This window comes from Haloarcula sp. 1CSR25-25 (assembly GCF_032027985.1).
In the GTDB taxonomy this organism is placed as follows: Archaea; Halobacteriota; Halobacteria; order Halobacteriales; family Haloarculaceae; genus Haloarcula.
The window spans coordinates 683,744-706,893 of the sequence record NZ_JAHYBW010000001.1; the positions used below are offsets into that span (position 1 = coordinate 683,744).

A 23,150-nucleotide genomic window follows, 5' to 3' on the forward strand; every position below is an offset into this window, starting at 1 on the left:
GCCCCGACCCGTCGTCTCACGCTCCGGGTACGTCCGCCGCCAGTTCATCGAGAGCCCGCTCCAGTTCGTTGCCGCGCTTCCAGGCGGCGATGCGGTCGGCGAAGGGCAGCGGCAGGTTCAGCGAGACGGTCGAGCGCATCGTGAGCCGTGAGCCGTTTTCCTCCGGCGTAACGGTGATACGGGTCTCCAGGTGGTCGAACGGACCGACGTCGCCCTCGGCGGTGTACCGGAGCCCGTCGTCCCGCGTCTCAAAGCGCAGCGGCACCGACATCCCCGGGCCGGCGGCAGTGACCAGCGTTCCCGTCTCAGTCTCCTCGACAGCCGTCACTGTGAACGTTCCCTCGGCCGCGACGACTGCTTCCGGGGAGAGTGTACGGTGGACAGCCGGCGGCCGCGCCATCACGAACCGAGAGCGTTCGACCTCGCGCATACCAGTCCCCATGCACAGCGGGGTGGTAAATCACAGGGCCAGCGGGACCGAGACGGCAAGCAACAGCATAGCGACGGCGATGCCGATGTAGACGAGGCGCTGAAACCGGAGCTCCGGGGCTATCCGTACCGAGGGCGGTGGGGCCGTCCAGACCAGCCGGTGGTACGCGACGGCGGCGACGGCGACGGTCCCGGCTGTCGCACCGGTCAGCCCGGCCCACACCGGCAGCCCGTAGGCGAGGCCGTACAGCGGGCCGACGGAGAAAAGCAGCAGTACCGCCATCGCGGTGCAGACGAGAAACGGGACCGGGTCGACCGGGTCCCCGTCGCGGTTCCGAACGTCCATACGTCACGTTAGGCCCGCCTGCCAAAGAGCTAAGGGGCGTCCCGACCGTGTTCGTGGGCATGAGCGACGCGAACGGGTTCGAGGAGGGGGCGAGCGGGTCAGAGGGAGACCCGCGGGTACTCATCGCGATGAACGTCGTGCTCTCGACGACGTTTGCGGCCACTATCGTCTGGGGACTGAGCGTCATCGGCGCGGCGGAGCTGACGGCGGTCAACGTCGCGACCGGCGCGATACTCCTGTTCGCGCTGACCTACGCCATCACGCTGCAGTAGCGGTCGGGTCTGTTGCCGGGTTCACTCCGGGTCGTAGGGATGGACGTCGTCTACCGCGGGCGCGCCGACGACGAGCGTCCGTACCGGGTCGGTCGCCGACGCGGGGTTGTGCGCCCGCTGGGGGCTGTCCGGTTCGACGACGAACGCCTCGTCTTCGCCGACCTCGTAGGTCCCTTCGGGAGTCTCGACGGCCAGCGTGCCCGAGAGTACGTAGAACAGTTCCTCCTGGTCGTCGTGGTAGTGATACGCGAGCGGGATGTCCTCGCCGGGGGCGACCTCGTAGACGTTCACGGCCGCGTTCTCCAGGCCGGCCGCGTCGCTGATAGAGCGCTGGACGCTGGGTCGGTCCGGTGTCGGTTCGATGTCGTCGACGGAGAGATGCTGGTATCCCATAGCATCGGTGTCACCGGCGACCAACGTAAAAGGATGCTACCGAGCTAATCAGTCCGTGGCCTCTTCGGCGTCGACCGACTCCGTCTCGTCGGTCGCGAGACGGACGACGCGAGCTTTCATGATGCGCGTGTTCTCGACCTGCTCGACGCGGATCTCCACGCCGTCGTAGGTGATGGTCTCGCCTTCCTCGACCAGCCGACCCGCCCGGTTGAAGATGAAGCCGGCGATGGTCTCGAACTCCTCGCCTTCGGGCAGGTCCAGGTCCAGCGCCTCGTTGACCTCCTCGATATTGACCTCGCCTTTGACCGTGACCGTGTCGTCGTCAACGTACTCGATGGGCTCTTCCTCCTCGCCTTCGAGTATCTCGCCGACGATCTCCTCGGTCAGGTCCTCCATCGTCACCAGCCCCTCGGTGGTCCCGAACTCGTCGATGACGATGACCATGTGGAGGCGCTCGGCCCGCATCTCGGTCAGCAGGTCGTCGACGTTCTTCGACTCGGGGACGTGCAGGGTCGGCTCGATGAGGTCCTCCAAGTCCATGTCCTTTGCCAGCGCCTCGCCGTAGTTGAGGTCCCGCACGAGGTCGCGGATGTGGATAACGCCGATGACGTTGTCCAGGCTCCCCTCGTAGACGGGGATGCGGGCGTGGCCGCTGTGGATACACGTCTCCAGGGCCTCCTCGGCGGAAGCCTCCTTTGCGACCGCGGTCATGTCCAGCCGCGGGGTCATCACTTCCTTGGCGATAGTGTCGTTAAACCGGAGGGTGCGCTGGAGCATCTCGCGTTCGTCCTCGTCGAGGACGCCCTCACGCTCGCCCGTTTCGATGATGTCCTGTATCTCCTCGCGGGTGACATACGAGGTCTCGATGGCCGACCGGCCGCCGGTAAACTGGTTGACGACGCGGGTGAGATAGTCAAAGAGGAGGATGAGCGGGAGCAGCACCTTCTCGGCGAACTTGAGCGGCTTGGAGATGCGCAGCGCCCACGACTCGGTGTTCTCGACGGCGTAGCTCTTGGGCGCGCTCTCGCCGAACAGCAGCACGAGGGCGGTGATGCCGAACGTCGCGACCGCGACGGCCTGTCCCTGGGAGAGATAGAGTGCCAGCAGCCCCGTCGCGATGGAGGACATCGCGATGTTGACGAGGTTGTTGCCGACGAGAATCGTCACGAGCAGGCGATGCGGGTCCGCCTTGAGCTGTTTGAGCGTTTTCGCCCCCAGAACGCCGTCCTCGACGAGGGCCTCAGTCCGGTGGGCCGGTAGCGAGAACATCGCGATCTCCGAGGACGAGAAGAACGCCGAGAGGACGATGAGAATAACGATAGTGGTGACACCACCGACCAACACCACGGTTTCGGGTATCGTGACGCCAGCGTATTCGATAGCCTGCAACGTCGCTGTAGACAGCTCAAACGGCACAGGTGGATCCAGGGCCATCAACGGTCGAAGTTGTGATGGACGCGGATTAAGGCTTGTCATGAAGGGGGCACGCCAGCGAAGCCCTTACCCGCCTTTCGCGCGTATCGCCGCTCAGAGTATGAGCGAGTCCGACATCACGCTGTACCGGCTGCAGGCGTGTCCGTTCTGTGAACGCGTCGTCCGAACGCTGGACGAGTATGACCTCGACTACCGCTCGCGGTTCGTCGAGCCCATGCACTCCGACCGCGACGTGGTCAAGCGGCTGTCCGGCAAGCGGACCGTACCGGCTATCGTCGACGAGAACACCGGCGTCACGATGTCCGAGAGCGCGAACATCGTCGCGTATCTGGAGCGGACATACGGTGACACGACAGAGGGAGGTGCGGCCTGATGGACCTCGACTTCGACGTCGTCGACCTCGACCCGGTCGACCACCCCGAGGAAGGTGACACTGCGCCGGATTTCACACGCCCGCTCGTCAACGACGAGTTCTGGGAGGACGAGTCGCTGGCGTCGCTGTGTGCCGACAGCGAACGGGTCGTGCTGGTCTTCCACGCGATGGACGGTGCGTTCCCGGCGACCTACGTCTGGAACGAGATCCGCGACCGCGCGTGGCACGAGCAGGCCACCGTCGTCGGCGTCTCCATCTCGACACCCTACGAGCACAAGCAGCTGCTCGAAGAGCGGGAAATCGAGGGGGACTACCGGCTGTTCTCGGACCCGGCAAACGGCGTCGCCCGGGAGTACGGCATCGACATGGACCTCGACGGGATGACCGGCATCGAGGAACCGCGCCCGTCCGTGTTCGTCCTCGATAGCGACCGGACCGTCGAGTACGCCTGGGTCGCCGCGGAGTGGCCCGACTTCCCCGACTACGACGAAGTCCAGGCCCAGCTCTGACGATGGCGACGGTCGACGACGCCGCGGCAGCGGTCCGGGACGGCGACCTCGTGGTCTATCCGACGGAAACGGTGTACGGCCTCGGCGCGGACGCGCTGTCGGCCACCGCAGTCGAGCGGGTGTTCGAGGCGAAAGGCCGCGAGCGCGACAAGCCGGTGTCGCTGGCCGTCCCCAGCGTCGAGTCCGCGCGCGAGTACACGCGCCCGAGCGACCGGGAACTGGCGTTCATGCGCGAGTTCCTCCCCGGCCCGGTCACCGTCGTCCTCGAGCGCCGCGACACGGTCCCGGACGTGCTGGTCGCCGGCCGGGACCGCGTCGGGGTCCGGGTCCCCGACCACGAGATGGCGCTCGAACTGCTCGCGGAAACCGGACCCTTGACGGCCACGAGCGCCAACATATCCGGAAACCCGAGCGCTCGCTCCGTCGAGGACCTCGACGCCATCCGGGAGCGCGCCGCGGTGGTTCTCGACGGCGGCCAGACCGGCGGGACCGGCTCGACGGTCGTGGACGTCGACGCCGGGACGGTCCACCGCCGCGGCGCGCGCGCCGACGCCGTCGAGTCGTGGCTGGCGGCCCGGGACTGACAGCCGAGCCGTCAATCGCGCCCGACCGACTCACCGCAACATCGACCGCAGCGACCGGGTTTTGACGCCGCAGTCGTCACCGAACTCGCAGGGCGGACACTTCGCGTCGGTGCGTACCCGCCCCGGCGGCCCGTCGATGCTGTCGGCAGTCCGAACTGCCCGCCGGTAGACGCCGGCCCGCCGCGCGTTCACGTCGACGCGCCGGATCACGCCGTAGGCCGGATACTCCGCGTAGGCGGTGTCGATGTCGCGCTCGCGCTCCCAGGAGAGCGCCTTCGCGGCGGCGACCAGTCGCACGGTCTGTGGCTCCCAGACACCGTCTTCGGGCGGTCGACCGGCGAACACGAGCGACGGGACCGGCCCGTCCTGTCCGGCGACGACCTTGTGTGCGACACCGCGGGCGTCTTTCCCTTCGAGATACGCGTCGGTCGCCGTCGGCGCGACCAGCGCGTCCCAGTCGGCCAGCCGGTCCCGGAGCCCCCGAATCCGGTCGCGGTACTCGTCCGGTCCCACTTCGATGGGGGCGGCCAGCAGGGCGGCGTCGTCGGTCAGCAGCCGCTCGTAATCGAGAGCGAGCCGGCGAACCGCCTCTATCTCGTCGGGGATCTCGCCTGCCCCGTCGCGGCGACGGTAGTAGAGCTTCCGCGGGCAGTAGGCGGCCGTTTCGAGCTCTCGGAACGTGTGGGTCGGCATGGCTCCGGATGGCCGCGTTCCCCTACAAGAAGGTTCGGCGGGGTAGAACGGCAGTGTTTAGTTAGTGAGCAGAAGTCAAGAACAGCCAGAAAGGGGCCGCGTTCTCAGCGAACCCCGGCGTCCGCGGCTCTGCCGCGGGCTCGGGAGAGCTTCGCTCTCCCGGTGAAGCAAGCACCTGCTGGAGCGTGGTTCGAAAGACGCTCTGCGTCTTTCGTCATCACGAGAGAGCTTCGCTCTCTCGAACGACAGCGAGCCGCGGGAGCTGAGAACGCGGGGGCTTTCTAACCCGCTACTTCGTTAGTGCTAAACACCACCCTCATTCGACAGCCAATGTAGAAGAATGCCCAGCGTCACATCGACACGTCAGCGCCGGAATCCAGCGAGTCGATGTCCTCGGTGGCCTCGTCGAGGCCGTCGTCGCGGAGCGCGGCGGTGTGCTGTGTCGACAGCCCGGCGTCGGTGAGCACGTCCTCGAACTCGCTCTGGAACCGGTGGGACACCCGACGGGCGGCGTCCTGTGCGGCGACGACGCGGCGGTAGTGGGCGCTCCAGGACTCGTCGATGTCGAATTCGGCGGCGAGTTCGGCGACGGACGGGTCGTCGTTGGCGACGCGGCGGCGGAACTCGGCCAGGTCGAACGGTGCCTCTGTGTCCTCGTCGCGGAGGAGATGCAGGTCCAACCGCGCCTCGACCACGTCGGGCTCGTCCGCGCCGACCTGGGCCGCGATAGTCCCGTCGTCGGCCCCCTCGTAGAACAGTCGGACCGCTGTCGTCAGGGCCTCGTCGGCGAGGTCGGTCCGGAACTCGTACCGCTCGCGCATCCGCGCGATGACGTCACCGAGTCGGTCCGCGACACCGGCCTCGTCAGTATCGGCCAGGGACCCTCTCGACGCCTCCTGAGACTCCGTCACAGCCCCATCGTCGGAGACGTCCAAGAAGATGTCACGGAGTTCTTCGGTCTTCTCGTCCATCGAACGTTAAACTACGTCTCGGGCGTCATATATCTGTCGGATTGGTAACGTAACGGGGAGAAACTTTCAACAGTTCTGTAATTCCCGCAGGACGGCGACGGGGCGTGGCAAGATTTAAGCGGGCAGGTAACACGTGTTACCGTATGTCAACTATACTCCAGACGACCACGCGCCCGACGTTCTGGCGCATCGGTGACGTGGGGAAGGCGCTGTTCTACTATCTCGCAGCGCTCGCCATTATTGTCTTTCTCTACGGCGTCTACGGCCGCGTCAGCCGCTATGCCCGGGGTGGCGAGGACCCCTTCGAGCGGCTGGACGACCTGCCCCGGCGGACGGTTGCAGCGGCACAGTTGGCGCTGTCGAACCGGAAGCAACTGGACCGCGACACCGTCGCAGGCGTGATGCACGCGTTCGTCGTCTGGGGCTTCCTGACGCTGCTCATCGGGACGACGATTCTGGGTATCGACATGGACCTCTATCGACCGTTGACCGGGGAGTCCTTCTTCGTCGGTCGCTTCTACCTCTCCTACTCGTTCGTGATGGACGCGATGGGGCTGCTGTTCGTCGTCGGCGTCGGTGTCGCGCTGTGGCGGCGTTACGGCCGCCGGCTTGACCGTCTCCACGACCGCCACACCTCCCGGGAGGACGACCTGTTTCTCGGCGCGCTGTTCGTGCTGGGCGTCGGCGGCTACCTCACCGAAGGCGTCCGTATTCTCGGCACCTCGACGGTCCGGGACGTCTCCTTCGAGACGGTGAGCTTCGTCGGCTGGTCGGTCAAGGAAGCGCTCGTCGTGGCCGGGATGACGCCGGCGATGGCGGCGGGTGCGTACCCGTTCGTCTGGTGGAGCCACTCGCTGGTCGCCCTGTGGTTCGTCGCCTGGATCCCCTACGCGAAGCCGTTCCACATGCTCTCGTCGTTTGCCAACCTCGTCGCTCGTGACGAGAACGCCGGCGTGCGACTGCCGGGCGTGCCGAGCGACGCCGCCCCCGAGGACATCGGCCCCAGCGAAATCGACGACTTCTCCTGGAAACAGCTGCTCGACCACGACGCCTGCACCAAGTGCGGCCGGTGTTCGTCGGTCTGTCCGGCGAAGGCCTCCGGCCGGCCGCTGGACCCGCGAAACGTCATTCTGGACCTGAAACGCTACCGCGAGGACCGGGACGCCGGCGGCGAGGACGTGCCCATCATCGCCGACGGGGGCACATCTGTCATCGACGCCCAGACGATGGAGTCGTGCATGTCCTGTATGGCCTGCATGGACGCCTGTCCGGTCGACATCGAACACGTCACGCAGTTCACCGAGATGAACCGCCGGCTGACCGAAGCCGGCGAGATGGACGAACACGTCCAGGACGCGATGATGAACGTGTTCCAGCACGGCAACACCTTCGGCGACCCTGAGCGCGCCCGGCCCGACTGGGCCGAGGACCTCGACTTCGAGGTGCCGGACGCCCGCGACGAGCCCGTCGAGTACCTCTGGTACGTCGGCGACTACCCCAGCTACGACGAGCGCAATCAGAAGGTAGCACGCGCGCTGGCTCGCGTCTTCGAAGCCGCCGACCTCGACTACGGAATCCTCTACGAGGCCGAACAGACCGACGGCAACGACGTGCGTCGCGTCGGTGAGGAGGGGCTCTACGAGATGCTCGTCGAGGACAACGCCGAGGCGATGCTGGACTGTGAGTTCCAGTCCATCGTCACGACGGACCCCCACGCCTACAACACGTTCATGAACGAGTACCCCGAGTTCGAGGCCTGCGAGTGGGGCGAAGACGACGTGTTCCACTACACGCAGGTCGTCGCCGACCTCGCGAGTTCAGGGGCGCTTGGCCTCTCCGGGTCGGCGCTCGACTACACTGTCACCTACCACGACCCCTGTCATCTCGGCCGCTACAACGGCGAGTTCGAGGCGCCGCGCGAGCTCATCCGGGCTACCGGGACCGACCTCCACGAGATGCCCCGCAACAGGGACGACTCCTTCTGCTGTGGCGGGGGCGGTGGCGGCCTCTGGATGGACCTCGAAGAGGAGACCAAACCCAGCGAGGAGCGCCTGCGCGAGGCCCTGGAAGACACCGAGGCGGGCGCGGCCGTCGAGAAGTTCGTCGTCGCCTGCCCGATGTGCATGACGATGTACGAGGACGGGCGCAAGACCGGCGGCTACGAGGACGACATCGAGGTCGTCGGGGTGACGGAACTGCTGGCCGAAGCGGTCGAGACGGGGGTCTGAGCTTCAGGTCCAGGCGGCGGATGCGAGGGGGCCGGGTTACAGTCGTTCACAGACCTGCTTCCCGCTCACGACTTCGGGGATTATCACCTCGTCCGCGCCCACGCGGCGGGCTACGGTCTCGTCCTGCCGGTCGCCGGCCCGAACGATGAGCCGGACAGTGGGCGCGAGCTGGCTGGCAAGCACCGCAATCTGGATGTTCGCGTTCGTGTCGTCGATCGCGCCGATGACGGTATCGGCTCGTTTGACGCCCGCGTCGGTCAGCGCGTCCTCGCGGCTCGCGTCGGCCTCCAGCGCGAGGTGACCGTCGTCGAGTGCCCGTTCGTACTGTTCTGTCTGCTGTTCGATGACCACTACCTGGGTGTCCGTGTCGCCGACCTGCTCTGCGACAGTCTGTCCGAACGTCCCGTAGCCACAGACGACGACGTGGTCGTCCAGTTTCTCGATCTGTTGGGCGATTTGCATGCGTGAGAGCTCCGTCTGAATCTGGCCGCCGAAGGCCGCCGATAGCGCTGTCTCACCGGTCCACAGGCCGGCAACGACGAGACCGGTCAACACCACGATGGCGTAGCCCTTGACCAGCGTCGCGGGCCCGTCGTGGGTCTGAAAGTGCAGTTCGATGCTCGTGGGGTCGAGCAGCCAGAACAGGGCGTTGACGACGCCGACGCCGCCCAGCGTGACGAATCCGATCACACCGGCGGCGACCAGTCCGACGAACGCGAGCACCGGTCTGGAAAGCTGGCGGAGCAGCGACCGGTCCGTGCCTGTAGTGTTGTCACTGTGTTCCATTGCTGTAGCTACCTACCGAGGGCTGCTGTTGTGGCACAGTACTCCGGGTGGCGCGGGCCCGACGGCGGGCCGGCGCGGTTCCTCGCCGACAGCGTCAGCCCGGCACTGCCAATCCGGTACTGTCAGTCTGTCAGTGTCTCATCGGATGTTGTAGAGGCTTCGTCGAGCGGTGGGGCGTCGTCGCGGTCCGTGCTCGGTTCACTGCTCCGGTCGGGGTAGATGCGTTTGACGCAGTCAGCACAATTGGTGACAAGTACCATGATTCGTGATTACCGGACCGGACATATGTATGTTATCGGAATATGACTAGACAGAGTCTAATGGCATTATATGGCATTAATATATTCTGGCCACCGTGAGATGGCGGCCACAGAGATTGTCTCGACAGCCACGCGTCAGCCAAACGCTTAACGCCGCCAGACCCCCACAGCGAGGTAATGGAGGTCGCACTGCTCACCGTCGGTGACGAACTGCTCGCTGGCGACACGGAGAACACGAACGCCTCGTGGCTGGGCCGCAAGCTTACGGCTGCCGGTGCAAGCGTCACCCGCGTCCTGACTGTGCCCGACGACGAGGCGGTCATCGCCGACGCCGTGGCGCGGTACCACGACGCCTTCGACGCGGTCATCGTCACCGGCGGCATCGGCGGGACACCCGACGACGTGACGAAGGCCGCCGTGGCGCGAGCGTTCGGCCGTGACCTCGTCGTGCCCGACGACGTGCGGACACACCTCGAAGCGAAGGCCGAGCAGTTCGCCGACGACAACCCCGAGCTGGTGGACCGCTACGACATGGACCTGGACCTCGACGCGTGGGCGGCGGTCCCCGAGGGCGGGCAGGCGCTGCTGACCGACGAGAGCTTCGCCGCCGGCTGTGTTATCGACGGCGTGTACGTGTTCCCGGGCATCCCCGAGGAACTGAAGGCGATGTACGAGACCGTCGCTGACGAGTTCGACGGCGACCGGACGGCGGAGACGCTTCACACGCCCGCGCCGGAGGGCGCGCTGGTCACCCACATCACGGCGGCCCGCGCGCAGTTCGACGTGGCGGTCGGGAGCTATCCGCGAAAGGACGACACGCCGGGGCGGGTGAAAGTCACCGGCGACGACCCGACGACTGTCGCCGACGCGGCGGCCTGGCTCCGCGAGCGAATCGAGACGGAGTAGGTCTGTAAGCGGTGGGTTGATGCCGGCCACGGACTAAAGAGGCAGTATGAACCTGACACAGCGTCCGCGCCGCCTGCGAACCGACGGCGTGCGACCGCTGGTGCGCGAAACGGAGCTCACAGCGTCGGACCTCATCGCACCGGTGTTCGTCGACGCGACGACCGACGAACGGGTCCCCATCGAGACGATGCCGGGCCACGAACGGGTCCCGGTCGAGGGGGCGGTCGAGCGCGTCGAGGAGGTCCTCGAAACCGGGGTCGAGGCGGTGATGCTGTTCGGCGTCCCGGAATCGAAAGACGAGCGCGGGAGCCGCGCCTGGGCCGAGGACGGCGTCGTGCAGGAGGCGACGCGCCGGATTGCCGGCGCGACCGATGCCTACGTCATCACGGACGTCTGTCTCTGTGAGTACACCGACCACGGCCACTGCGGCGTCCTCGAAGACGACGCCGCCGAGGACCCGCGGCTGACGGTGCGAAACGACGAGACGCTTGACCTGCTGGGGCAAATCGCCGCGAGCCACACCGCGGCCGGGGCCGACATGGTCGCGCCGTCGGGCATGATAGACGGCATGGTCGGCGCTATCCGGGACGCCCTCGACGCGCAGGGCGACACCGACGTGCCCATCATGAGCTACGCCGCGAAATACGAGTCGGCCTTCTACGGCCCGTTCCGGGACGCCGCCGACGGCGCGCCGGCCTTCGGCGACCGGCGGCACTACCAGATGGACCCCGCGAACGCACGCGAGGCCAGGCGCGAGGTCGACCTCGACGTCCAGCAGGGCGTGGACGTACTGATGGTCAAGCCCGCGCTCCCGTATCTTGACATCGTCAAAGCGGTCCGGGAGTCCTACGACCACCCCGTCGCCGCCTACAACGTCTCCGGCGAGTACGCGATGTTGCACGCCGCCGCCGAGAAGGGGTGGCTCGACCTCGAATCGGTCGCCTACGAGTCGCTGCTGTCTATCAAGCGGGCCGGTGCGGACCTGATTCTCACCTACTTCGCCGAGGACCTCGCGGACCAGCTCTGAGCGGGGCCACGCTCCGTGCGGTACCTGTTTGAATCGTTCCGGTGGAGAGTCCCGGCGAGCAACAGGTCCCTAACCTATTCATGCGCCAGGAGCGGAGTGGACGTATGCAGCGACAGTCCCTCCTCGTGGCGGTCGTCGCCGCGATCGCGCTGCTGTCGTTCAGCGTCGGGGCCGCGAGTCTCGACGCCGCAACCGGGTCCGACCGGGCGGAGATGAGCCGGGACGACAGCGAGATCGACAACCCCGACGGACAGGGGCTCAGCGACCCGCCAGGTAGCATCGACCCGCCGGAAAGCGAGAACGGCGCCCGCGCGCTACTGCCGAGTGTCCCCGCCCCGGCAGTCGGTGCGCTCGCCGTCGGCCTCGCGGTCGGGCTGGTCGTCCTCTGGCGACTGGCCGGCCAGAGCCGGAGGATCGACGGGACGGACGGCGAGACGCCGGCCGTCGCAACCGCGGAGTCCGCGAGGACAGCCTCACACAACGCGGCCGAAATCGACGTCCCGCTCACCAACGACGTGTACCGCGCGTGGGCCGCCCTCGAAGAGGCGGTCACGGCAGACGACGGGGCGTCGACGCCGCGAGACATCGAAGCGGATGCGACGGCGGCCGGTGCCGACCCCGCCGCCGTCGGCTCGTTGCGGTCGGTGTTCGAGCAGGTCCGCTACGGACGGGCGCGGCCGGACGCCGACCTGGAGTCCCGGGCCCGCGAGGCGCTGGAACGGGCCGCCGACGGTGCGGACGACATCGCGGCGAGTCCCGACGGGGTGGCTTCGAAGGGCGAAGACGGCGGGGAGGGCGACACGTGACGCTGCGCCGGGTCCCGCTGGCACTCGGCCTCGTCGCGACAGCCGTCGGCGTCGGACTCGCCGCCCTCGGCGCGCCACTGTTGCCCTCCGGGGCGGTTTCTGACCTGCCGATACTCGCCGTGGCCGTCTTCGCTGGCGGTGTCGCGCTGCTGGCGCTTCTCGTTCGCTCCCTCGACGGCGAGCGCGGCGTGGCGCTCCCGGACACCGACAGCCAGTACGTCACGGTCCCCGGCGACGATATCGACGAGGCGCTTCGCGCCGGGGCCGGACAGGAAGCCATCCGGCGGCGCGTCGAAGGAGTCGCGGTCACCGTCCTCGAACGTGACGGGCTCTCCCCCGACGAGGCAACGGACGCCCTCCGCTCCGGCGCGTGGACGGACAGCGAACCGGCGCGGGAACTGTTCGACGGGACACCGACATCGCTCCGGGCGCGGCTGGCAGGGTGGCTCTCGGGCATCGCCCCGTTCCAGCGGCGCGTCGCCCACGCGACGGCCGAACTCCGGCGGCGCGACGAGGAGCGATGAGCGAGACCCACCGCACCGGGCGCTGGTTCGGGCTGGCCGGGGCCGCGCTGGTCGCGGTCGGCGTCGGGCTGGTGGGGCAGGTCCCCGCGCTCGTGTTGCTTGGCGGGCTCGGCGTCACGCTGAGCGCGTACGACCGCGTCGCCGTCCCGCCGGCCGCGAACGTGTCGGTAGAGCGGTCCATCACCCCGACCGAGCCGGCGCTTGGCGAACGGGTGACCGTCGCCGTGACCGTCCGCAACGACGGCTCGCGGACGGTTCCGGACCTCCGGCTCGCCGACGGCGTGCCGGACTCCGTTCGGGTGGTCGAGGGGTCGGCGTCGCTGGGGACGGCGCTACGCCCCGGCGCATCGACGACGATAACCTACGAGATTACCGGCGGGACCGACCGCTGCGTGTTCGACCCGGCGACGGTCGTCGTCAGGGACGTGGTCGGCGTCGTCGCCAGGCGGGCCCGCGTCACGGCCGAGCCCGACACCGTCACCTGGGAGCGGCCGGCGGGGTCGGCGCTGTTGCCGCTGGTCCCGGCGGTGGCCCGCCGGCCCGGGACGGTCCCCGTCGACGAGGGCGGCGAGGGCCTGTCTTTCTACGCGGTCAGGGAGCACCGCTCGAAGGACCCGCTCTCCCGCGTCGACTGGAACCAGTACGCCCGCACCGGCGACCTTCGGACCGTCGAGTTCCGCCGCGAGCAGTCGGCGACGGTCGTGGTCGTCGTCGACGCCAGGGCGGCCGCCGCCCTCGCACCGCGCCCGGACGCCGAGACCGCAATCGAGCGGTCGACGATGGCCGCCGTCGCGCTCGTCGAGGGACTCCCGGAGGACGGCCACGAGGTCGGCGTCGCGGCGTACTCGCCACAGGGGGCGTGGCTCGCGCCGGGGACGAGCGCCGCCCACCAGCAACGGGCCCGTGACCTGCTCAGGACCGACCGCGCCTTCGCCGCGACGTCGGTCACCCGGACGCCGGACACGACGAAGCTCGTCGCACAGCTGCCGACGGCGGCGAACGTCGTCTTCCTCGGCCCGCTGTGTGACGACGACAGCGAGGCGCTGGTCCGCCGTCTCGCCGCCAGCGGCCACCCGGTGACGGTCCTGAGTCCCGACCCGACCGCGACGGACACGGCGGGACACCGGCTGGCGCGGCTCGAACGCCGCGAACGGCTCCGCCGGTTGCGAGCGGCCGGCATCGCCATCCACGACTGGCCCGCGGCGGAACCGCTGGAACAGGTCACCGAGCGGGCCTGGCGGGGTGGCCGATGAGGCCGACCGGGGTCGTCTGTGGCGGCGCAGCGCTTTCGGCGGGCGTCGTGGCGCTGTTTACCGCCGGTATCAGCGCCGTCTCGACGGCAGCCGCCCTCGTCGGCGCAGTGCTGCTCGCCGGCGGGCAACTGACCCAGTCCGGACGGCTGGTCGACCTCGCCAGCGCGATGCTGTTTCTCGCGCTGCTGGTGGCCGCGCTCCAGGGCGCAACCACGACAACGGTGCTGGTCGCCGGCGGCGCGACGGTGCTGGCCTGGACGTTCGCACACGCGGCCATGGACCTCTACGCGGACCTCGGGACGGCACCCGGGACGCCCGTCGAGATAGCTCACGTCGCGGGGACGACGGGACTGGTCGGGGGCAGCGTCGTGGTGACGACCCTGCTGTTCCGGCTGGACGTCCCGGCGCTGTCGCCGCTGGCGCTGGCCAGCGTCGTGCTGGGGGCAGTCGCGTTGACCGCGGCGCTCAGGCGATAGCCGGCCGGCGGTCACTGCCGCGTCGGTTCGGGACCGACGGTGTCGGCCAGCGTGAGCACGTCGTCGGCGTCGGAGAGCGGGAGCCTGAGCGAGACCGTCGTCCACCCGTCGGCCCGCTCGTACTCGATGCCGCCGCCGGCCGCCTCGGCGACCCAGCGGGCGAGCCAGATACCGAGGCCGCTCCCGTGCTGGAGGTTGGTGATGTCCGCGTCCTCGAACACGACGGCCCGTTCGACGGCTGGGATACCGGGACCGTCGTCGAGAACGCGGACAAAGGCGTCCTGGCCGTCCCGCTCGGCAGTGATCCGGACGGCGGTTCCGTCGGGCGTGTGGCCGACCGCGTTCTCGACGAGGTTGTCGACGGCGTCGTAGACCGCCGTCCCGCCGGAGACGGGGAGCGTCTCGGGAAGGTCCGTCTCGACCGGCGTGTCGGGGCGGTAGCTGTCGGCGACGGCCCGGGCAAGCGCCGCCGCGTCGACCGGCTGCCCGGAGTCCCCGTCGAGCGCGGTCTCGACGTTGCGGGCCGTCTCGCTGACGGCGGCGAGGCGGTCGGCCGCGTCGAGGGCGCGGGACGCGGCCAGCGAGACGGCCGACTCGGTTGCGTTGGCACGGACGTACTCGGACATCCCGAACACGACGGAGAGCTCGTTGCGGAGGTTGTGCCGCAGGACCCGATGGAGCACGCGGAGCCGCCGCTTTTGCCGCCTGCTGTCGGTCACGTCCGTGTACATGGCGAACCCACAGCGGCGGCCGTCGGCCGTGTCGTACGGGACCCCGCGGTAGATGAACTCCCGGCAGCCGTCGGCCGTTTTCCGGGAGACGACGGCGTAGTTTATCTCGCCCTCGGCGGTCCGCTGGTCGTAGTTGATTGCCTCCTCGACGCGGTCGCCGGGGACGATGTAGTCGTTAAGCGGTTCGCCGACGATCTCCTCGGGGTCGTACCCGAAGGTCTCGACGAACGCGGGGTTGACCGTTCGCACAATCGGGACGTAGTTGACGATTTCGAAGCCGACGACGGCGTCCTGGATGAGGTCGAACAGGTACCGGAACGGGTCGGCCGACCGAGTCGGCCGACAGAGCGAGCCGACGACGGACCCGTCGGCCGCCGTCGTGAGCTCAACCGGAACTGGACCAGGAAGGTCGCTTTGCGGGAGCGTAACCTGGCAGGTTCTGGTCAGCCGGTCCGACGCACTGCTGACGGCCTGTCTCGCTGTGACCAGTGTCTCGCGGTCCTCGGCTGCGACGACCGCTTCAACAGGTGTCCCGACAAGTTCGTCAGGCGTCCGGCCGAGCAGTGCGGCGAACTCGTCTGTCGCGAACGTGAACCGACCAGCGTCGTCGATGCCGAACATCAGTCGTCTCGGACTCGGAGGAAGGGCGGGCCCGACAGGTGCGATACCGGCTGTTTCTCGCCCACAGTGCCACGCGGCGAGGCCGTGAGCGTCAGGTACTCGCGGCCGCCAGTCCGTGTCAGCGCGAGTTCCAGTGCACCCTGTGCGTTCGCGACGGCCCGTTCCTCTGTCACGGCCGTCGACTGGTCCGGAACGGGGGGATAGTGGTCCGAAGCCATAATCAGGTTCCGAACCTCCAAGCTGCAATCGATTTGTACAGTTTGTCGACTGTCTGTACTACATATACACACTTTCTCCCGGACATTTATACTGAATCCGAATCTGTGGCCACGAGGTATAACCCTGTTGTCGCTGGCAACACCCGCCGGACCGACAGCGCGCGCAAGCGAAAACGGCCTATTTGGCCCCCTCCGGCCGGAACCGGGGTCGACAAACGTCCAAAATACCAGTGTGCATATACTGGCTTTCTTGACGGAGAACAACCTTATATCCATAATATCATACCATAATCTGGACGGTCGTCTACCACATCCCCTCTAATTTCCGTATTCATAAAGGCAAGCCTTATGTAGTGGTGTTACCAGAGGGTTTCTCGTGAAAGAGTTGAAGAAGTTGAGCCAAAGTGGGGCAAAGTTGGACATGCAGACGGCTGCAGATAAGAAAACGAAACAGGTGAGATAGAAATGAGTGTCACTGCACTACAGGTGGATCCGAGCGTACTCGCAGAGGGGGTTAACCTGCTGTGGGTACTGGTGGTATCGTTCCTAATCTTCTTCATGCACGCGGGCTTCGCCATGCTGGAGGCGGGGCAGGTGCGTTCGAAGAACGTCGCGAACCAGCTGACGAAGAACCTCCTGACCTGGTCGGTCGGGGTGTTGCTGTTCTTCCTCGTCGGCTCCGGCATCTCGTCGCTGGTCGGGACCGGGTCATTCGCGCCGGCGTTCGGCGCTTCGGCCGCAAACGACTACGTCGGGTGGCTGTTCGGCGCCGTCTTCGCGATGACGGCGGCGACCATCGTCTCCGGCGCAGTCGCCGGGCGAGCTAAGCTCCGTGCGTACATCACGTACACGATCTTGCTGGCCGCGGTTATCTACCCCGTCGTCACCGGGCTCACGTGGGCCGGTTCCCACATCAGCATTGGCGGCGTGGTGTTCAAGGACTTCGCCGGCGGGATGATCGTCCACGGCATGGGCGGTATCGCCGGTCTCACGGCCGCCTACGTGCTGGGTCCACGCATGGGCCGGTACAACGAGGACGGCTCCGCGAACGTCATTCCCGGCCACTCGATGACCTTCGCCGTGCTGGGGACGCTTATCCTCGCATTCGGCTGGTACGGCTTCAACGTCGGCACCGCCGCGACGGTGTTCGTCGTCGAGGACGGCGCGCTCGCTCTCGGTGCCTTCGCGACGGTCGGCCGCGTCGCGATGACGACGACCATCGCGATGGCCTGCGGTGCCATCGGTGCCGGACTGATGGCGTGGGTAAAGACCGGGAAGGTCGACACGCTGTACGTCGCAAACGGGCTGCTCGCCGGGCTGGTCGGCATCACGGCGATTCCCGACACCACGACGTGGTGGGGTGCAATCCTGGTCGGCGTTCTCGCTGGCGGCCAGCTACCGATCGTGTTCAGCTTCATGGAGAACCGGATGAAGATCGACGACGTCTGTGCTGTGTTCCCGGTCCACGGTAGTGCGGGTGTCCTGGGCACCATCATGTACCCGCTCGTCGCGACTTCGGGCACTGTCGGCTCCATCGGCAGCGCCCTTGTCGTGCAGGTGGTCGGCGTCGCCGTCATCGGTGGCTGGACGATTGTGACCACTGGCCTCATCTGGTACGCTCTCAAAGCGATCGGACAGGCCCGAGTCACGCCCGAACACGAACAGGAAGGGCTGGACGTCAGCGAGCACGGCGTCGAGACCTACCCCGAGTTCGGCGGCGGCGAAAGCGTCGTTGCCGACGGTGGCAAAGTAAGCACGAAGATGCGTACTGACGGAGGTTCCAAGGATGACTGAAGAAACCGACGATTCCGAAATCAAGATGATCGTGGCAATGGTTCGGCCGGACAAACTCGGCGACGTGAAGAAGGCGCTCGCCGAGGTCGGTGCCCCGTCGCTGACAGTGACGAACGTCTCCGGCCGCGGCTCACAGCCCGCAAAGAAGGGGCAGTGGCGCGGCGAGGAGTACGTCGTCGACCTGCACCAGAAGGTCAAAGTCGAGACAGTGGTCGCCGACATCCCCGCCGACGACGTGGTCGAGGCCATCGCCGACGGTGCCCACACCGGCGAGAAAGGAGACGGCAAGATATTCGTCCTCCCCGTGGACAACGCCTACCAGGTCAGGACCGGTAAAGAAGGCCCCGAGGCAGTCTGAGCGGACGAAATGGTCGATGATACCGACAGACAGGTTGTGAACGCACTGCTCCAGGACGGCCGGGCGAGCGCCCGTGACGTCGCCGCCGCGACCGGTATCGCGGCGACCACGGTGTCGCGCCGGATGGACGACCTGGAGGCGACCGGTGTGATCGACGAATACACCGTCGACATCGATTACGGGGCGCTGGGCTACGACGTGACCGCCGTGTTCCAGCTCTCCGTCGAGGGCGACGGGCTCGGACGGGTGGTGGACCAGTTACGGGACCGACACGAGATGATCGCGGTCTACGAAGTGACCGGCGCCCACGACATCGTGGCCGTCGGGAAGTTCACCGACACGCAGTCGATGAACGAGCGGATAAAGACGCTGCTGACCGACGAAGACATCCGATCTGCCTCGACGTCGGTCGTGTTGAATACGGTGTGCGAACACGAGCAGTTCCCGGTCGACGGGACTGACGCCTGAAGACGCCCGCAGTTCTCTTTTCGCTGTCGGTCCAGAGTATCGTAGAAAAGTCGGGATATCCACTGTTCAGTAGCGGGACAGTCAACCGTCCCATTTCACTCTCTCAGGCGTTCGATTCTGCACCGGTACCCTCGGTCGTGGCTTTCGTATTCGAGTCCGTTCCGAGGGCGCACTGCTCTCACACTATCGGTCGCGAGTTGGTATCATATTCCGTCTCAATCGGTCTCTGTGGGCTTGAGTGCGATTAGCCCGGCGGGACCGACAACGAATGTTCTGCCGGCCGCGATGACCGGTGACGAGTACTCGACTGCGTGAACGGAGGACATCCGCCAGTGCTCGCGGTCCGGGGCGAGGAGGCCACCGGTCGTTCTGCGAAAGACACGGACATCACCGGTTACGACGAGCACGTGTTCGTCAGTCACCACCGGGGCCGCTGTGCCCTCGCTCGGGAGGTGGGCCTGCCAGGTCGTCTCGCCGGTCCGGGGGTCGAGTTCGTGGAGGTCGCCTGCAGCGACGTAGATATCGCCGTTAGCGGCCGTCGCAGCCCCGGCACGACTGTGGAGGTCGCGCCGCCAGCGGACCGCACCGGAGTGATCGACCGCGACAGTTTCCTGGTGGCCGGTCTGAACGACGCCCTCACCGTCGACAACCGACGCGGCGCGGGCCGTATCCACGGGGACCCGCCAGCGTTCCTCGCCGGATTCGGGGTCGAGTTTCACGAGCGAGTTCCGGTCGGGGACGTACACTCCGTCTGCGGTGACGGCGGGTGGGACCTGTGTTGCGGTGAAATCGCCGAGGTTGTACTCGTCGTAGACGAGTGGGTCGAGTGGCTGCCGCCAGCGCTCGGTTCCGTCGGACCCGAATCGAACGCAGGCTGTGGCGCTTCGAGCGTACACGTCGCCTTCAGCGATGGTGACGCCGTACGTCCGCCTGTCCCCGACGCGGACTGTATCGATGACTTCGCCGTCGGCAAGCGAGAGGACGGTTACCGATGCGGGTGCCGGGTCCGGGGCGTCGGTCGTCCGGACGACCCGTGTCGGGACGTAGAGACGACGCCGACCGGGGTCGAGGGCCGGCGCACCGGAAACCTCGCTATCGAGGCGGCGCTCCCACTGCTCGTTCCCGTCGGGTGTGACCGCGACGACCTGCCGGTCGGCGGCGAAGTACACGACACCGTCGTGGACAACAGGCGGCGTGTACGGCCACCCACCTGCGGTGAGAATATCGTAGTCGTCGGCCTCGGGTACGCCGCTTGCGACGCGGTTCGTGTTGGCCGGGCCGTTGCCGTACGAACGCCAGTCGCCGTCGTGGAACGGTGCTGCATCCGGGTTCTCACCCAAGGCGCTGCAGCCGGCGAGCACACCCGCCGTCGCGGTTCCGACGGCTGTGAGGACCGCTCGACGCGACGGACGGAGATGAGACAGTGCAGCTCGTGACGCGTCTGACCGCCCAGGTTCACCCTGGATGGAGGGGGGAGTATCAGGGGACACTATTCTGGGATTCACCCAGTCGTAAAAAATGCCTTGTGCCTTAGACGGGTCAGTTGTGGCTGCTCTGTCCCGGAGGGGGTGTGTGAACTGTTCTATGCCACCATCTATCGGTTCGGAACTGTGAGACACGCCGGTCAGTGTCGCGTGGGATATCTGTCGCGACGGCGTGGCGAGCGCGTCCGACTTCGGGGCCCGAACGGACCGGACGGCGAACACCGAGTGCTGGGGAATGCGGCCCCCAGCGGTGGCGTTAAGCCGCTTGCGACGTTCCGATAGGTATGGGCCTGAAAGTGGACGTGCGGAAGCTGGACCTTTTCAATCAGATGGCAAAGGAGGGGTCGGGGACAGTCGCGGAGAACCTCGGTCAGTTGACCGGGCTCGACGCGACAGTTCGGACCTCACAGATCAATTTTCTCGACGTCGAGGACGTCAAGACACACATCGGCGACGACAAGGGCGTCGGTATCTACGTCGAACTGAACGAACCGCCCTACGGCTATGTCCTGTTTCTGCTCGAACCGGCCGACAGCAAGCGGATGGCCGGCGCCATGATGGGCGGGATGGGTGAGCCGAGCGAGGGCGAGGGGTTCTCCGACATGGAACGGTCGGCGATGCAGGAGATCGGCAACATCATGACCTCAGCGTTCATCGACGGGTGGGCGAACGTCTTGGAGACGACCATCGACATGGGGACGCCGAACTTCGTGTTCGGGCCGGCCGACGGCATCGTCGACAAGATGGGCGGCTGGCCGGACTCCGACCTGGTGTTCGTCGTCGACTCGCGTATCACCGTCGACGACGGCGACCTCGGGATGATCGTGTACACGTTCCCCGAACTGGAGGACCTCGTCGCGCTCATCCAGGGTATCGACCTCGACACCGACGTGGCGGTAGACACCGAAGCCGGTAACGTTCTGGACTGACATCGGGACTCAGGCCGTCCCTCCGCCGTTCGGTGAACGGAGTGTAACCGCCGGGTGCGACCCCGGAGAACACGGGGACTACGGCTTCCCATCGATGGCTACGGAACGGCGGAAAAGTACGGCAGGCTGAGAAGCACCCATGGACGTGGACACGAGCAGTCCCCATGTCAGAGGGAGATCGACACGCCGAGCGGGCGTGTCACGTCGCTGGGGCCGGCGTTCGGAGCCGGGGCCGCGTCACTCCAGTAGTTCCGGTGCGGCGTCGTATGCCACCCCCTGAACCGCGGATTCCGACGGGTCGTCCGACTCGTCGCTGTCCGTCATGGTCAGTCGTCCGCCGAGATGGGCTGGCCCTCGGCGTCGGTCGGGGCCGGGCTCTCGCCGTCGTCGAAGGGGTACCACGACTGCTTCCCGTCGGCCAGGCAGGGGTCGGAGTACCCCTCGACCTCGTGGGGTTCGGCCAGTTCCACGATGGTCTCGTGGCCGGTGGCGTCGACCCACTCCCGAAACGTCTGCCCTTCGGAGCGGAGCGCGGCGTAGGCCTCGACGATGTTCTTTATCATGCCCGGCGCCTCGTCGGCCGGGACGCGCTGGCGGACCCACTCGATGAACGACGGGTCCTCGCCGACGCCGCCGCCGACGCCCACGTCGACGGCTTCGACCATCTGGCCGTCCTTGCGGGCGCGCATCCCCTGCAGGCCGATGTCGGCCGTCATCGCCTGGCCGCAGTCGGCCGTACAGCCCGAGAAGTGCATCTTGATGCGGTCCACGTCGTCGGGCACGTCGACGTTGTCGCCGAGCCAGCGGAGCAGGCGGGCCATGCGCGCCTTCGTCTCCGTGAGCGCGAGCGAGCAGAACTCCGTCCCGGTACAGGCCATCGCGCCCTGGACGAACGGGTTCGGCTCCGGCGAGTACGTCTCCAGCAGCGACTCGTTGAGGAGGTTCGAGAGCTTCCCGTCGGGTACGTCCATGATGAGCGGGTTCTGCCGACGAGTCAGTCGCACCTCGCCGGAGCCGTAGGCGTCGGCGAGGTCCGCGAGCTCAATGGCGTCCTCGGCAGCGATGCGGCCCACCGGCACCGAGAGCCCGACGTAGTTCTTGCCGTCTTTCTGGTCGTAGACGCCGACGTGGTCGTGGGCACCGTACTCGGTTCGCTTGCCGGCGTTGTACGTGTACTCCCCGCGGAAATCGGTGCCGGCGGTCTCGAACTCGAAGTCAAGGCGCTCGTCGAGTTCCTCGCGGATGGCGTCGGTGCCGTGTTCGTCGACGAAAAAGCGCGCGCGGTTCTTCGAGCGGTTCGTCCGGTTGCCCGCCTCGTGGTAGAACTCGACGAAGGCCCGGACCGTCTCAACGGCGTGTTCGGGTCGGATGAACAGGTCGAGCGAGCGCGCTTCGCGTGGTTCGCGCCCGCCGAGGCCGCCGCCGACGCGGACGTTGAACCCCTCGACCTCCTCACCGTTAATGAACTTGTGGGCCGGTTCCAGCCCGATGTCGTTGATGGAGTCCTGAGCACACCCCTGTCGGCAGCCGGACACCGAGATGTTGAACTTCCGGGGCATGTTGGAGAGGTCGTCGTCGTCGCGGATGGTCTCCTGAATCTCGTCCAGAATCGGGCGGGACGCGACGTACTCCTCGGCCTTGCCGGCGACCGGACAGCCCGAGATGTTGCGCATCGTGTCTCCGCCGGCCGACCGCGAGGAGACGCCGACGGCTTCGAGTTTCTCCCAGATCTCCGGGATGTCCTCGAGCTTGAGCCAGTGCAGCTGGACGGACTGCCGCGTCGTGAAGTCTATCCAGCCGTTCCCGAACTCGGGGTTCTCGGCCGGGCCCTTCGCGTAGTCCCGAGCCACCTCGCCGATGGCCCGGAGCTGGTCGGGCTCTAAGACGCCGCCGCAGTTGGTCAGGCGCATCATGAAATACGACTCCTGGCCGCCGCGGTGGTGGAACACGCCCCAGAACTTGAACCGCGAGAACCACTTCTCGCGTTCGTCCTCGGGGATGGAGTCCCACCCGCTCTCGGCGAACTCCTCCAGCTTCTCCCGTACGTCATCGCCGTACAGCTCCTCTTTGTACTGCTCCTTCTTGTGTGCCATCTTCAGGCGGCCCCTGTTCTTAATGGATGTGCTGTTTTTTCGTGCATAGTTATCCGAACGTCCGCTAATTCACGTTTTGATTCTAAGTTCGACTCCTTATAATCCTGTTCGTTAAAGAAACAAACACCTGAGCGTGTTTCGGCAACAGCCGTCCAGAATTATACCGTCTGAGAGGTGTTTAAGG

Annotated in this window: 27 protein-coding genes; 15 read left to right on the forward strand and 12 right to left on the reverse strand. The window is 66.9% G+C overall.

Annotated elements, in window-relative coordinates; genetic code table 11:
• Window positions 1-16 precede the first annotated feature (16 nt).
• Together KZ498_RS03405 and KZ498_RS03410 are read right to left on the reverse strand one after the other, a co-directional pair.
• Entirely contained in the window at window positions 17-430 is a 414-nt protein-coding gene (locus tag KZ498_RS03405; RefSeq protein WP_312616811.1) for an SRPBCC family protein, read from the reverse strand.
• Between the two features lie 30 nt (window positions 431-460).
• On the reverse strand, window positions 461-775 hold the full coding sequence (locus tag KZ498_RS03410; RefSeq protein ID WP_312616813.1) for a hypothetical protein: 315 nt from the start codon (window positions 773-775) through the stop codon (window positions 461-463).
• A 59-nt stretch (window positions 776-834) separates the two neighbouring features.
• Between KZ498_RS03410 and KZ498_RS03415 the strand changes: the two genes are divergently transcribed.
• Window positions 835-1,047 (forward strand): hypothetical protein, encoded by a 213-nt coding sequence (locus tag KZ498_RS03415; protein WP_312616814.1) that lies wholly within the window; start codon window positions 835-837, stop codon window positions 1,045-1,047.
• Window positions 1,048-1,068: 21 nt separating this feature from the next.
• On the opposite strand, the gene KZ498_RS03420 is transcribed toward KZ498_RS03415, so the two are convergent.
• Together KZ498_RS03420 and KZ498_RS03425 are read right to left on the reverse strand one after the other, a co-directional pair.
• The gene (locus KZ498_RS03420) at window positions 1,069-1,440 is read right to left on the reverse strand and encodes a cupin domain-containing protein (protein ID WP_312616815.1); all 372 of its coding nucleotides are present in this window, start codon (window positions 1,438-1,440) and stop codon (window positions 1,069-1,071) included.
• A gap of 48 nt (window positions 1,441-1,488) precedes the next feature.
• Window positions 1,489-2,874 (reverse strand): hemolysin family protein, encoded by a 1,386-nt coding sequence (locus KZ498_RS03425; protein WP_312616816.1) that lies wholly within the window; start codon window positions 2,872-2,874, stop codon window positions 1,489-1,491.
• A gap of 100 nt (window positions 2,875-2,974) precedes the next feature.
• Between KZ498_RS03425 and KZ498_RS03430 the strand changes: the two genes are divergently transcribed.
• The 3 genes from KZ498_RS03430 to KZ498_RS03440 are packed head-to-tail and all read left to right on the forward strand — an operon-like array spanning window position 2,975 to window position 4,340.
• The gene (locus tag KZ498_RS03430; protein ID WP_312616817.1) at window positions 2,975-3,247 is read left to right on the forward strand and encodes a glutathione S-transferase N-terminal domain-containing protein; all 273 of its coding nucleotides are present in this window, start codon (window positions 2,975-2,977) and stop codon (window positions 3,245-3,247) included.
• Window positions 3,247-3,756, forward strand: coding sequence for a redoxin domain-containing protein (locus KZ498_RS03435; protein ID WP_312616818.1), 510 nt, complete (start codon window positions 3,247-3,249; stop codon window positions 3,754-3,756). Before KZ498_RS03430 ends, KZ498_RS03435 begins: the two co-directional genes overlap by 1 nt.
• Before the next feature lie 2 nt (window positions 3,757-3,758).
• Window positions 3,759-4,340, forward strand: coding sequence for an L-threonylcarbamoyladenylate synthase (locus KZ498_RS03440; protein WP_312616820.1), 582 nt, complete (start codon window positions 3,759-3,761; stop codon window positions 4,338-4,340).
• 30 nt (window positions 4,341-4,370) lie between these two features.
• On the opposite strand, the gene KZ498_RS03445 is transcribed toward KZ498_RS03440, so the two are convergent.
• Entirely contained in the window at window positions 4,371-5,033 is a 663-nt protein-coding gene (locus KZ498_RS03445) for a hypothetical protein (protein WP_312616821.1), read from the reverse strand.
• A gap of 350 nt (window positions 5,034-5,383) precedes the next feature.
• Window positions 5,384-6,004: a conditioned medium-induced protein 4 gene (locus KZ498_RS03450; RefSeq protein ID WP_312616822.1), complete on the reverse strand. Its 621-nt coding sequence runs from the start codon at window positions 6,002-6,004 to the stop codon at window positions 5,384-5,386.
• Window positions 6,005-6,147: 143 nt separating this feature from the next.
• Between KZ498_RS03450 and KZ498_RS03455 the strand changes: the two genes are divergently transcribed.
• Window positions 6,148-8,232 carry a (Fe-S)-binding protein gene (locus KZ498_RS03455; RefSeq protein WP_312616823.1) on the forward strand — a complete coding sequence of 695 codons (2,085 nt, stop codon included), beginning with the start codon at window positions 6,148-6,150 and terminating at the stop codon, window positions 8,230-8,232.
• A 36-nt stretch (window positions 8,233-8,268) separates the two neighbouring features.
• On the opposite strand, the gene KZ498_RS03460 is transcribed toward KZ498_RS03455, so the two are convergent.
• A complete protein-coding gene (locus tag KZ498_RS03460; protein ID WP_312616824.1) occupies window positions 8,269-9,018 on the reverse strand; it encodes an NAD(P)-binding protein in 750 nt (249 codons plus the stop codon).
• A 122-nt stretch (window positions 9,019-9,140) separates the two neighbouring features.
• Window positions 9,141-9,278: a hypothetical protein gene (locus tag KZ498_RS03465; protein WP_312616825.1), complete on the reverse strand. Its 138-nt coding sequence runs from the start codon at window positions 9,276-9,278 to the stop codon at window positions 9,141-9,143.
• Between the two features lie 177 nt (window positions 9,279-9,455).
• Here KZ498_RS03465 and KZ498_RS03470 point away from each other — a divergent pair, with 177 nt between their 5' ends.
• From KZ498_RS03470 to KZ498_RS03495, 6 genes are all read left to right on the forward strand, one after another.
• Complete coding sequence (locus tag KZ498_RS03470) at window positions 9,456-10,184, forward strand: competence/damage-inducible protein A (RefSeq protein WP_312616826.1); 729 nt, start codon at window positions 9,456-9,458, stop codon at window positions 10,182-10,184.
• A gap of 46 nt (window positions 10,185-10,230) precedes the next feature.
• Window positions 10,231-11,211, forward strand: a complete 981-nt coding sequence (gene hemB / locus KZ498_RS03475; RefSeq protein WP_312616827.1) for a porphobilinogen synthase — start codon at window positions 10,231-10,233, stop codon at window positions 11,209-11,211.
• A 104-nt stretch (window positions 11,212-11,315) separates the two neighbouring features.
• Window positions 11,316-12,017 carry a DUF4129 domain-containing protein gene (locus KZ498_RS03480; RefSeq protein ID WP_312616829.1) on the forward strand — a complete coding sequence of 234 codons (702 nt, stop codon included), beginning with the start codon at window positions 11,316-11,318 and terminating at the stop codon, window positions 12,015-12,017.
• On the forward strand, window positions 12,014-12,541 hold the full coding sequence (locus tag KZ498_RS03485) for a hypothetical protein (RefSeq protein ID WP_312616831.1): 528 nt from the start codon (window positions 12,014-12,016) through the stop codon (window positions 12,539-12,541). The genes KZ498_RS03480 and KZ498_RS03485 overlap by 4 nt, the downstream gene beginning before the upstream one ends.
• Window positions 12,538-13,794 (forward strand): DUF58 domain-containing protein, encoded by a 1,257-nt coding sequence (locus KZ498_RS03490; protein WP_312616833.1) that lies wholly within the window; start codon window positions 12,538-12,540, stop codon window positions 13,792-13,794. The genes KZ498_RS03485 and KZ498_RS03490 overlap by 4 nt, the downstream gene beginning before the upstream one ends.
• Window positions 13,791-14,270 carry a hypothetical protein gene (locus KZ498_RS03495; RefSeq protein ID WP_312616835.1) on the forward strand — a complete coding sequence of 160 codons (480 nt, stop codon included), beginning with the start codon at window positions 13,791-13,793 and terminating at the stop codon, window positions 14,268-14,270. Before KZ498_RS03490 ends, KZ498_RS03495 begins: the two co-directional genes overlap by 4 nt.
• Window positions 14,271-14,281: 11 nt before the next feature.
• Here KZ498_RS03495 and KZ498_RS03500 read toward each other — a convergent pair whose 3' ends face one another.
• Window positions 14,282-15,622 (reverse strand): ATP-binding protein, encoded by a 1,341-nt coding sequence (locus tag KZ498_RS03500; RefSeq protein ID WP_312616837.1) that lies wholly within the window; start codon window positions 15,620-15,622, stop codon window positions 14,282-14,284.
• Window positions 15,622-15,840: a hypothetical protein gene (locus KZ498_RS03505; RefSeq protein WP_312616839.1), complete on the reverse strand. Its 219-nt coding sequence runs from the start codon at window positions 15,838-15,840 to the stop codon at window positions 15,622-15,624. The genes KZ498_RS03500 and KZ498_RS03505 overlap by 1 nt, the downstream gene beginning before the upstream one ends.
• 465 nt (window positions 15,841-16,305) lie before the next feature.
• Here KZ498_RS03505 and KZ498_RS03510 point away from each other — a divergent pair, with 465 nt between their 5' ends.
• Genes KZ498_RS03510 through lrp form a run of 3 tightly spaced genes read left to right on the forward strand, consistent with a single transcriptional unit; the run spans window position 16,306 to window position 18,460 of the window.
• On the forward strand, window positions 16,306-17,634 hold the full coding sequence (locus KZ498_RS03510) for an ammonium transporter (RefSeq protein ID WP_312616840.1): 1,329 nt from the start codon (window positions 16,306-16,308) through the stop codon (window positions 17,632-17,634).
• Window positions 17,627-17,992 (forward strand): P-II family nitrogen regulator, encoded by a 366-nt coding sequence (locus KZ498_RS03515; protein ID WP_312616842.1) that lies wholly within the window; start codon window positions 17,627-17,629, stop codon window positions 17,990-17,992. Before KZ498_RS03510 ends, KZ498_RS03515 begins: the two co-directional genes overlap by 8 nt.
• 9 nt (window positions 17,993-18,001) lie before the next feature.
• A complete protein-coding gene (lrp, locus tag KZ498_RS03520) occupies window positions 18,002-18,460 on the forward strand; it encodes an HTH-type transcriptional regulator Lrp (RefSeq protein ID WP_312616843.1) in 459 nt (152 codons plus the stop codon).
• Window positions 18,461-18,675: 215 nt separating this feature from the next.
• On the opposite strand, the gene KZ498_RS03525 is transcribed toward lrp, so the two are convergent.
• Window positions 18,676-19,821 (reverse strand): PQQ-binding-like beta-propeller repeat protein, encoded by a 1,146-nt coding sequence (locus KZ498_RS03525; protein WP_312616845.1) that lies wholly within the window; start codon window positions 19,819-19,821, stop codon window positions 18,676-18,678.
• 407 nt (window positions 19,822-20,228) lie between these two features.
• Between KZ498_RS03525 and KZ498_RS03530 the strand changes: the two genes are divergently transcribed.
• Window positions 20,229-20,873, forward strand: a complete 645-nt coding sequence (locus KZ498_RS03530; RefSeq protein WP_312616847.1) for a chemotaxis protein CheC — start codon at window positions 20,229-20,231, stop codon at window positions 20,871-20,873.
• Window positions 20,874-21,199: 326 nt separating this feature from the next.
• Here KZ498_RS03530 and KZ498_RS03535 read toward each other — a convergent pair whose 3' ends face one another.
• A complete protein-coding gene (locus KZ498_RS03535; protein WP_312616849.1) occupies window positions 21,200-22,966 on the reverse strand; it encodes a ferredoxin--nitrite reductase in 1,767 nt (588 codons plus the stop codon).
• Window positions 22,967-23,150 lie beyond the last annotated feature (184 nt).

Coding starts and splice junctions, on each gene's coding strand:
- KZ498_RS03405 (WP_312616811.1), bottom strand. CDS start 430: ATGCGCGAGGTCGAACGCTCTCGGTTCGTGATGGCGCGGCCGCCGGCT.
- KZ498_RS03410 (WP_312616813.1), bottom strand. CDS start 775: ATGGACGTTCGGAACCGCGACGGGGACCCGGTCGACCCGGTCCCGTTT.
- KZ498_RS03415 (WP_312616814.1), top strand. CDS start 835: ATGAGCGACGCGAACGGGTTCGAGGAGGGGGCGAGCGGGTCAGAGGGA.
- KZ498_RS03420 (WP_312616815.1), bottom strand. CDS start 1,440: ATGGGATACCAGCATCTCTCCGTCGACGACATCGAACCGACACCGGAC.
- KZ498_RS03425 (WP_312616816.1), bottom strand. CDS start 2,874: ATGGCCCTGGATCCACCTGTGCCGTTTGAGCTGTCTACAGCGACGTTG.
- KZ498_RS03430 (WP_312616817.1), top strand. CDS start 2,975: ATGAGCGAGTCCGACATCACGCTGTACCGGCTGCAGGCGTGTCCGTTC.
- KZ498_RS03435 (WP_312616818.1), top strand. CDS start 3,247: ATGGACCTCGACTTCGACGTCGTCGACCTCGACCCGGTCGACCACCCC.
- KZ498_RS03440 (WP_312616820.1), top strand. CDS start 3,759: ATGGCGACGGTCGACGACGCCGCGGCAGCGGTCCGGGACGGCGACCTC.
- KZ498_RS03445 (WP_312616821.1), bottom strand. CDS start 5,033: ATGCCGACCCACACGTTCCGAGAGCTCGAAACGGCCGCCTACTGCCCG.
- KZ498_RS03450 (WP_312616822.1), bottom strand. CDS start 6,004: ATGGACGAGAAGACCGAAGAACTCCGTGACATCTTCTTGGACGTCTCC.
- KZ498_RS03455 (WP_312616823.1), top strand. CDS start 6,148: ATGTCAACTATACTCCAGACGACCACGCGCCCGACGTTCTGGCGCATC.
- KZ498_RS03460 (WP_312616824.1), bottom strand. CDS start 9,018: ATGGAACACAGTGACAACACTACAGGCACGGACCGGTCGCTGCTCCGC.
- KZ498_RS03465 (WP_312616825.1), bottom strand. CDS start 9,278: ATGGTACTTGTCACCAATTGTGCTGACTGCGTCAAACGCATCTACCCC.
- KZ498_RS03470 (WP_312616826.1), top strand. CDS start 9,456: ATGGAGGTCGCACTGCTCACCGTCGGTGACGAACTGCTCGCTGGCGAC.
- hemB (WP_312616827.1), top strand. CDS start 10,231: ATGAACCTGACACAGCGTCCGCGCCGCCTGCGAACCGACGGCGTGCGA.
- KZ498_RS03480 (WP_312616829.1), top strand. CDS start 11,316: ATGCAGCGACAGTCCCTCCTCGTGGCGGTCGTCGCCGCGATCGCGCTG.
- KZ498_RS03490 (WP_312616833.1), top strand. CDS start 12,538: ATGAGCGAGACCCACCGCACCGGGCGCTGGTTCGGGCTGGCCGGGGCC.
- KZ498_RS03495 (WP_312616835.1), top strand. CDS start 13,791: ATGAGGCCGACCGGGGTCGTCTGTGGCGGCGCAGCGCTTTCGGCGGGC.
- KZ498_RS03500 (WP_312616837.1), bottom strand. CDS start 15,622: ATGTTCGGCATCGACGACGCTGGTCGGTTCACGTTCGCGACAGACGAG.
- KZ498_RS03505 (WP_312616839.1), bottom strand. CDS start 15,840: ATGGCTTCGGACCACTATCCCCCCGTTCCGGACCAGTCGACGGCCGTG.
- KZ498_RS03510 (WP_312616840.1), top strand. CDS start 16,306: ATGAGTGTCACTGCACTACAGGTGGATCCGAGCGTACTCGCAGAGGGG.
- KZ498_RS03515 (WP_312616842.1), top strand. CDS start 17,627: ATGACTGAAGAAACCGACGATTCCGAAATCAAGATGATCGTGGCAATG.
- lrp (WP_312616843.1), top strand. CDS start 18,002: ATGGTCGATGATACCGACAGACAGGTTGTGAACGCACTGCTCCAGGAC.
- KZ498_RS03530 (WP_312616847.1), top strand. CDS start 20,229: ATGGGCCTGAAAGTGGACGTGCGGAAGCTGGACCTTTTCAATCAGATG.
- KZ498_RS03535 (WP_312616849.1), bottom strand. CDS start 22,966: ATGGCACACAAGAAGGAGCAGTACAAAGAGGAGCTGTACGGCGATGAC.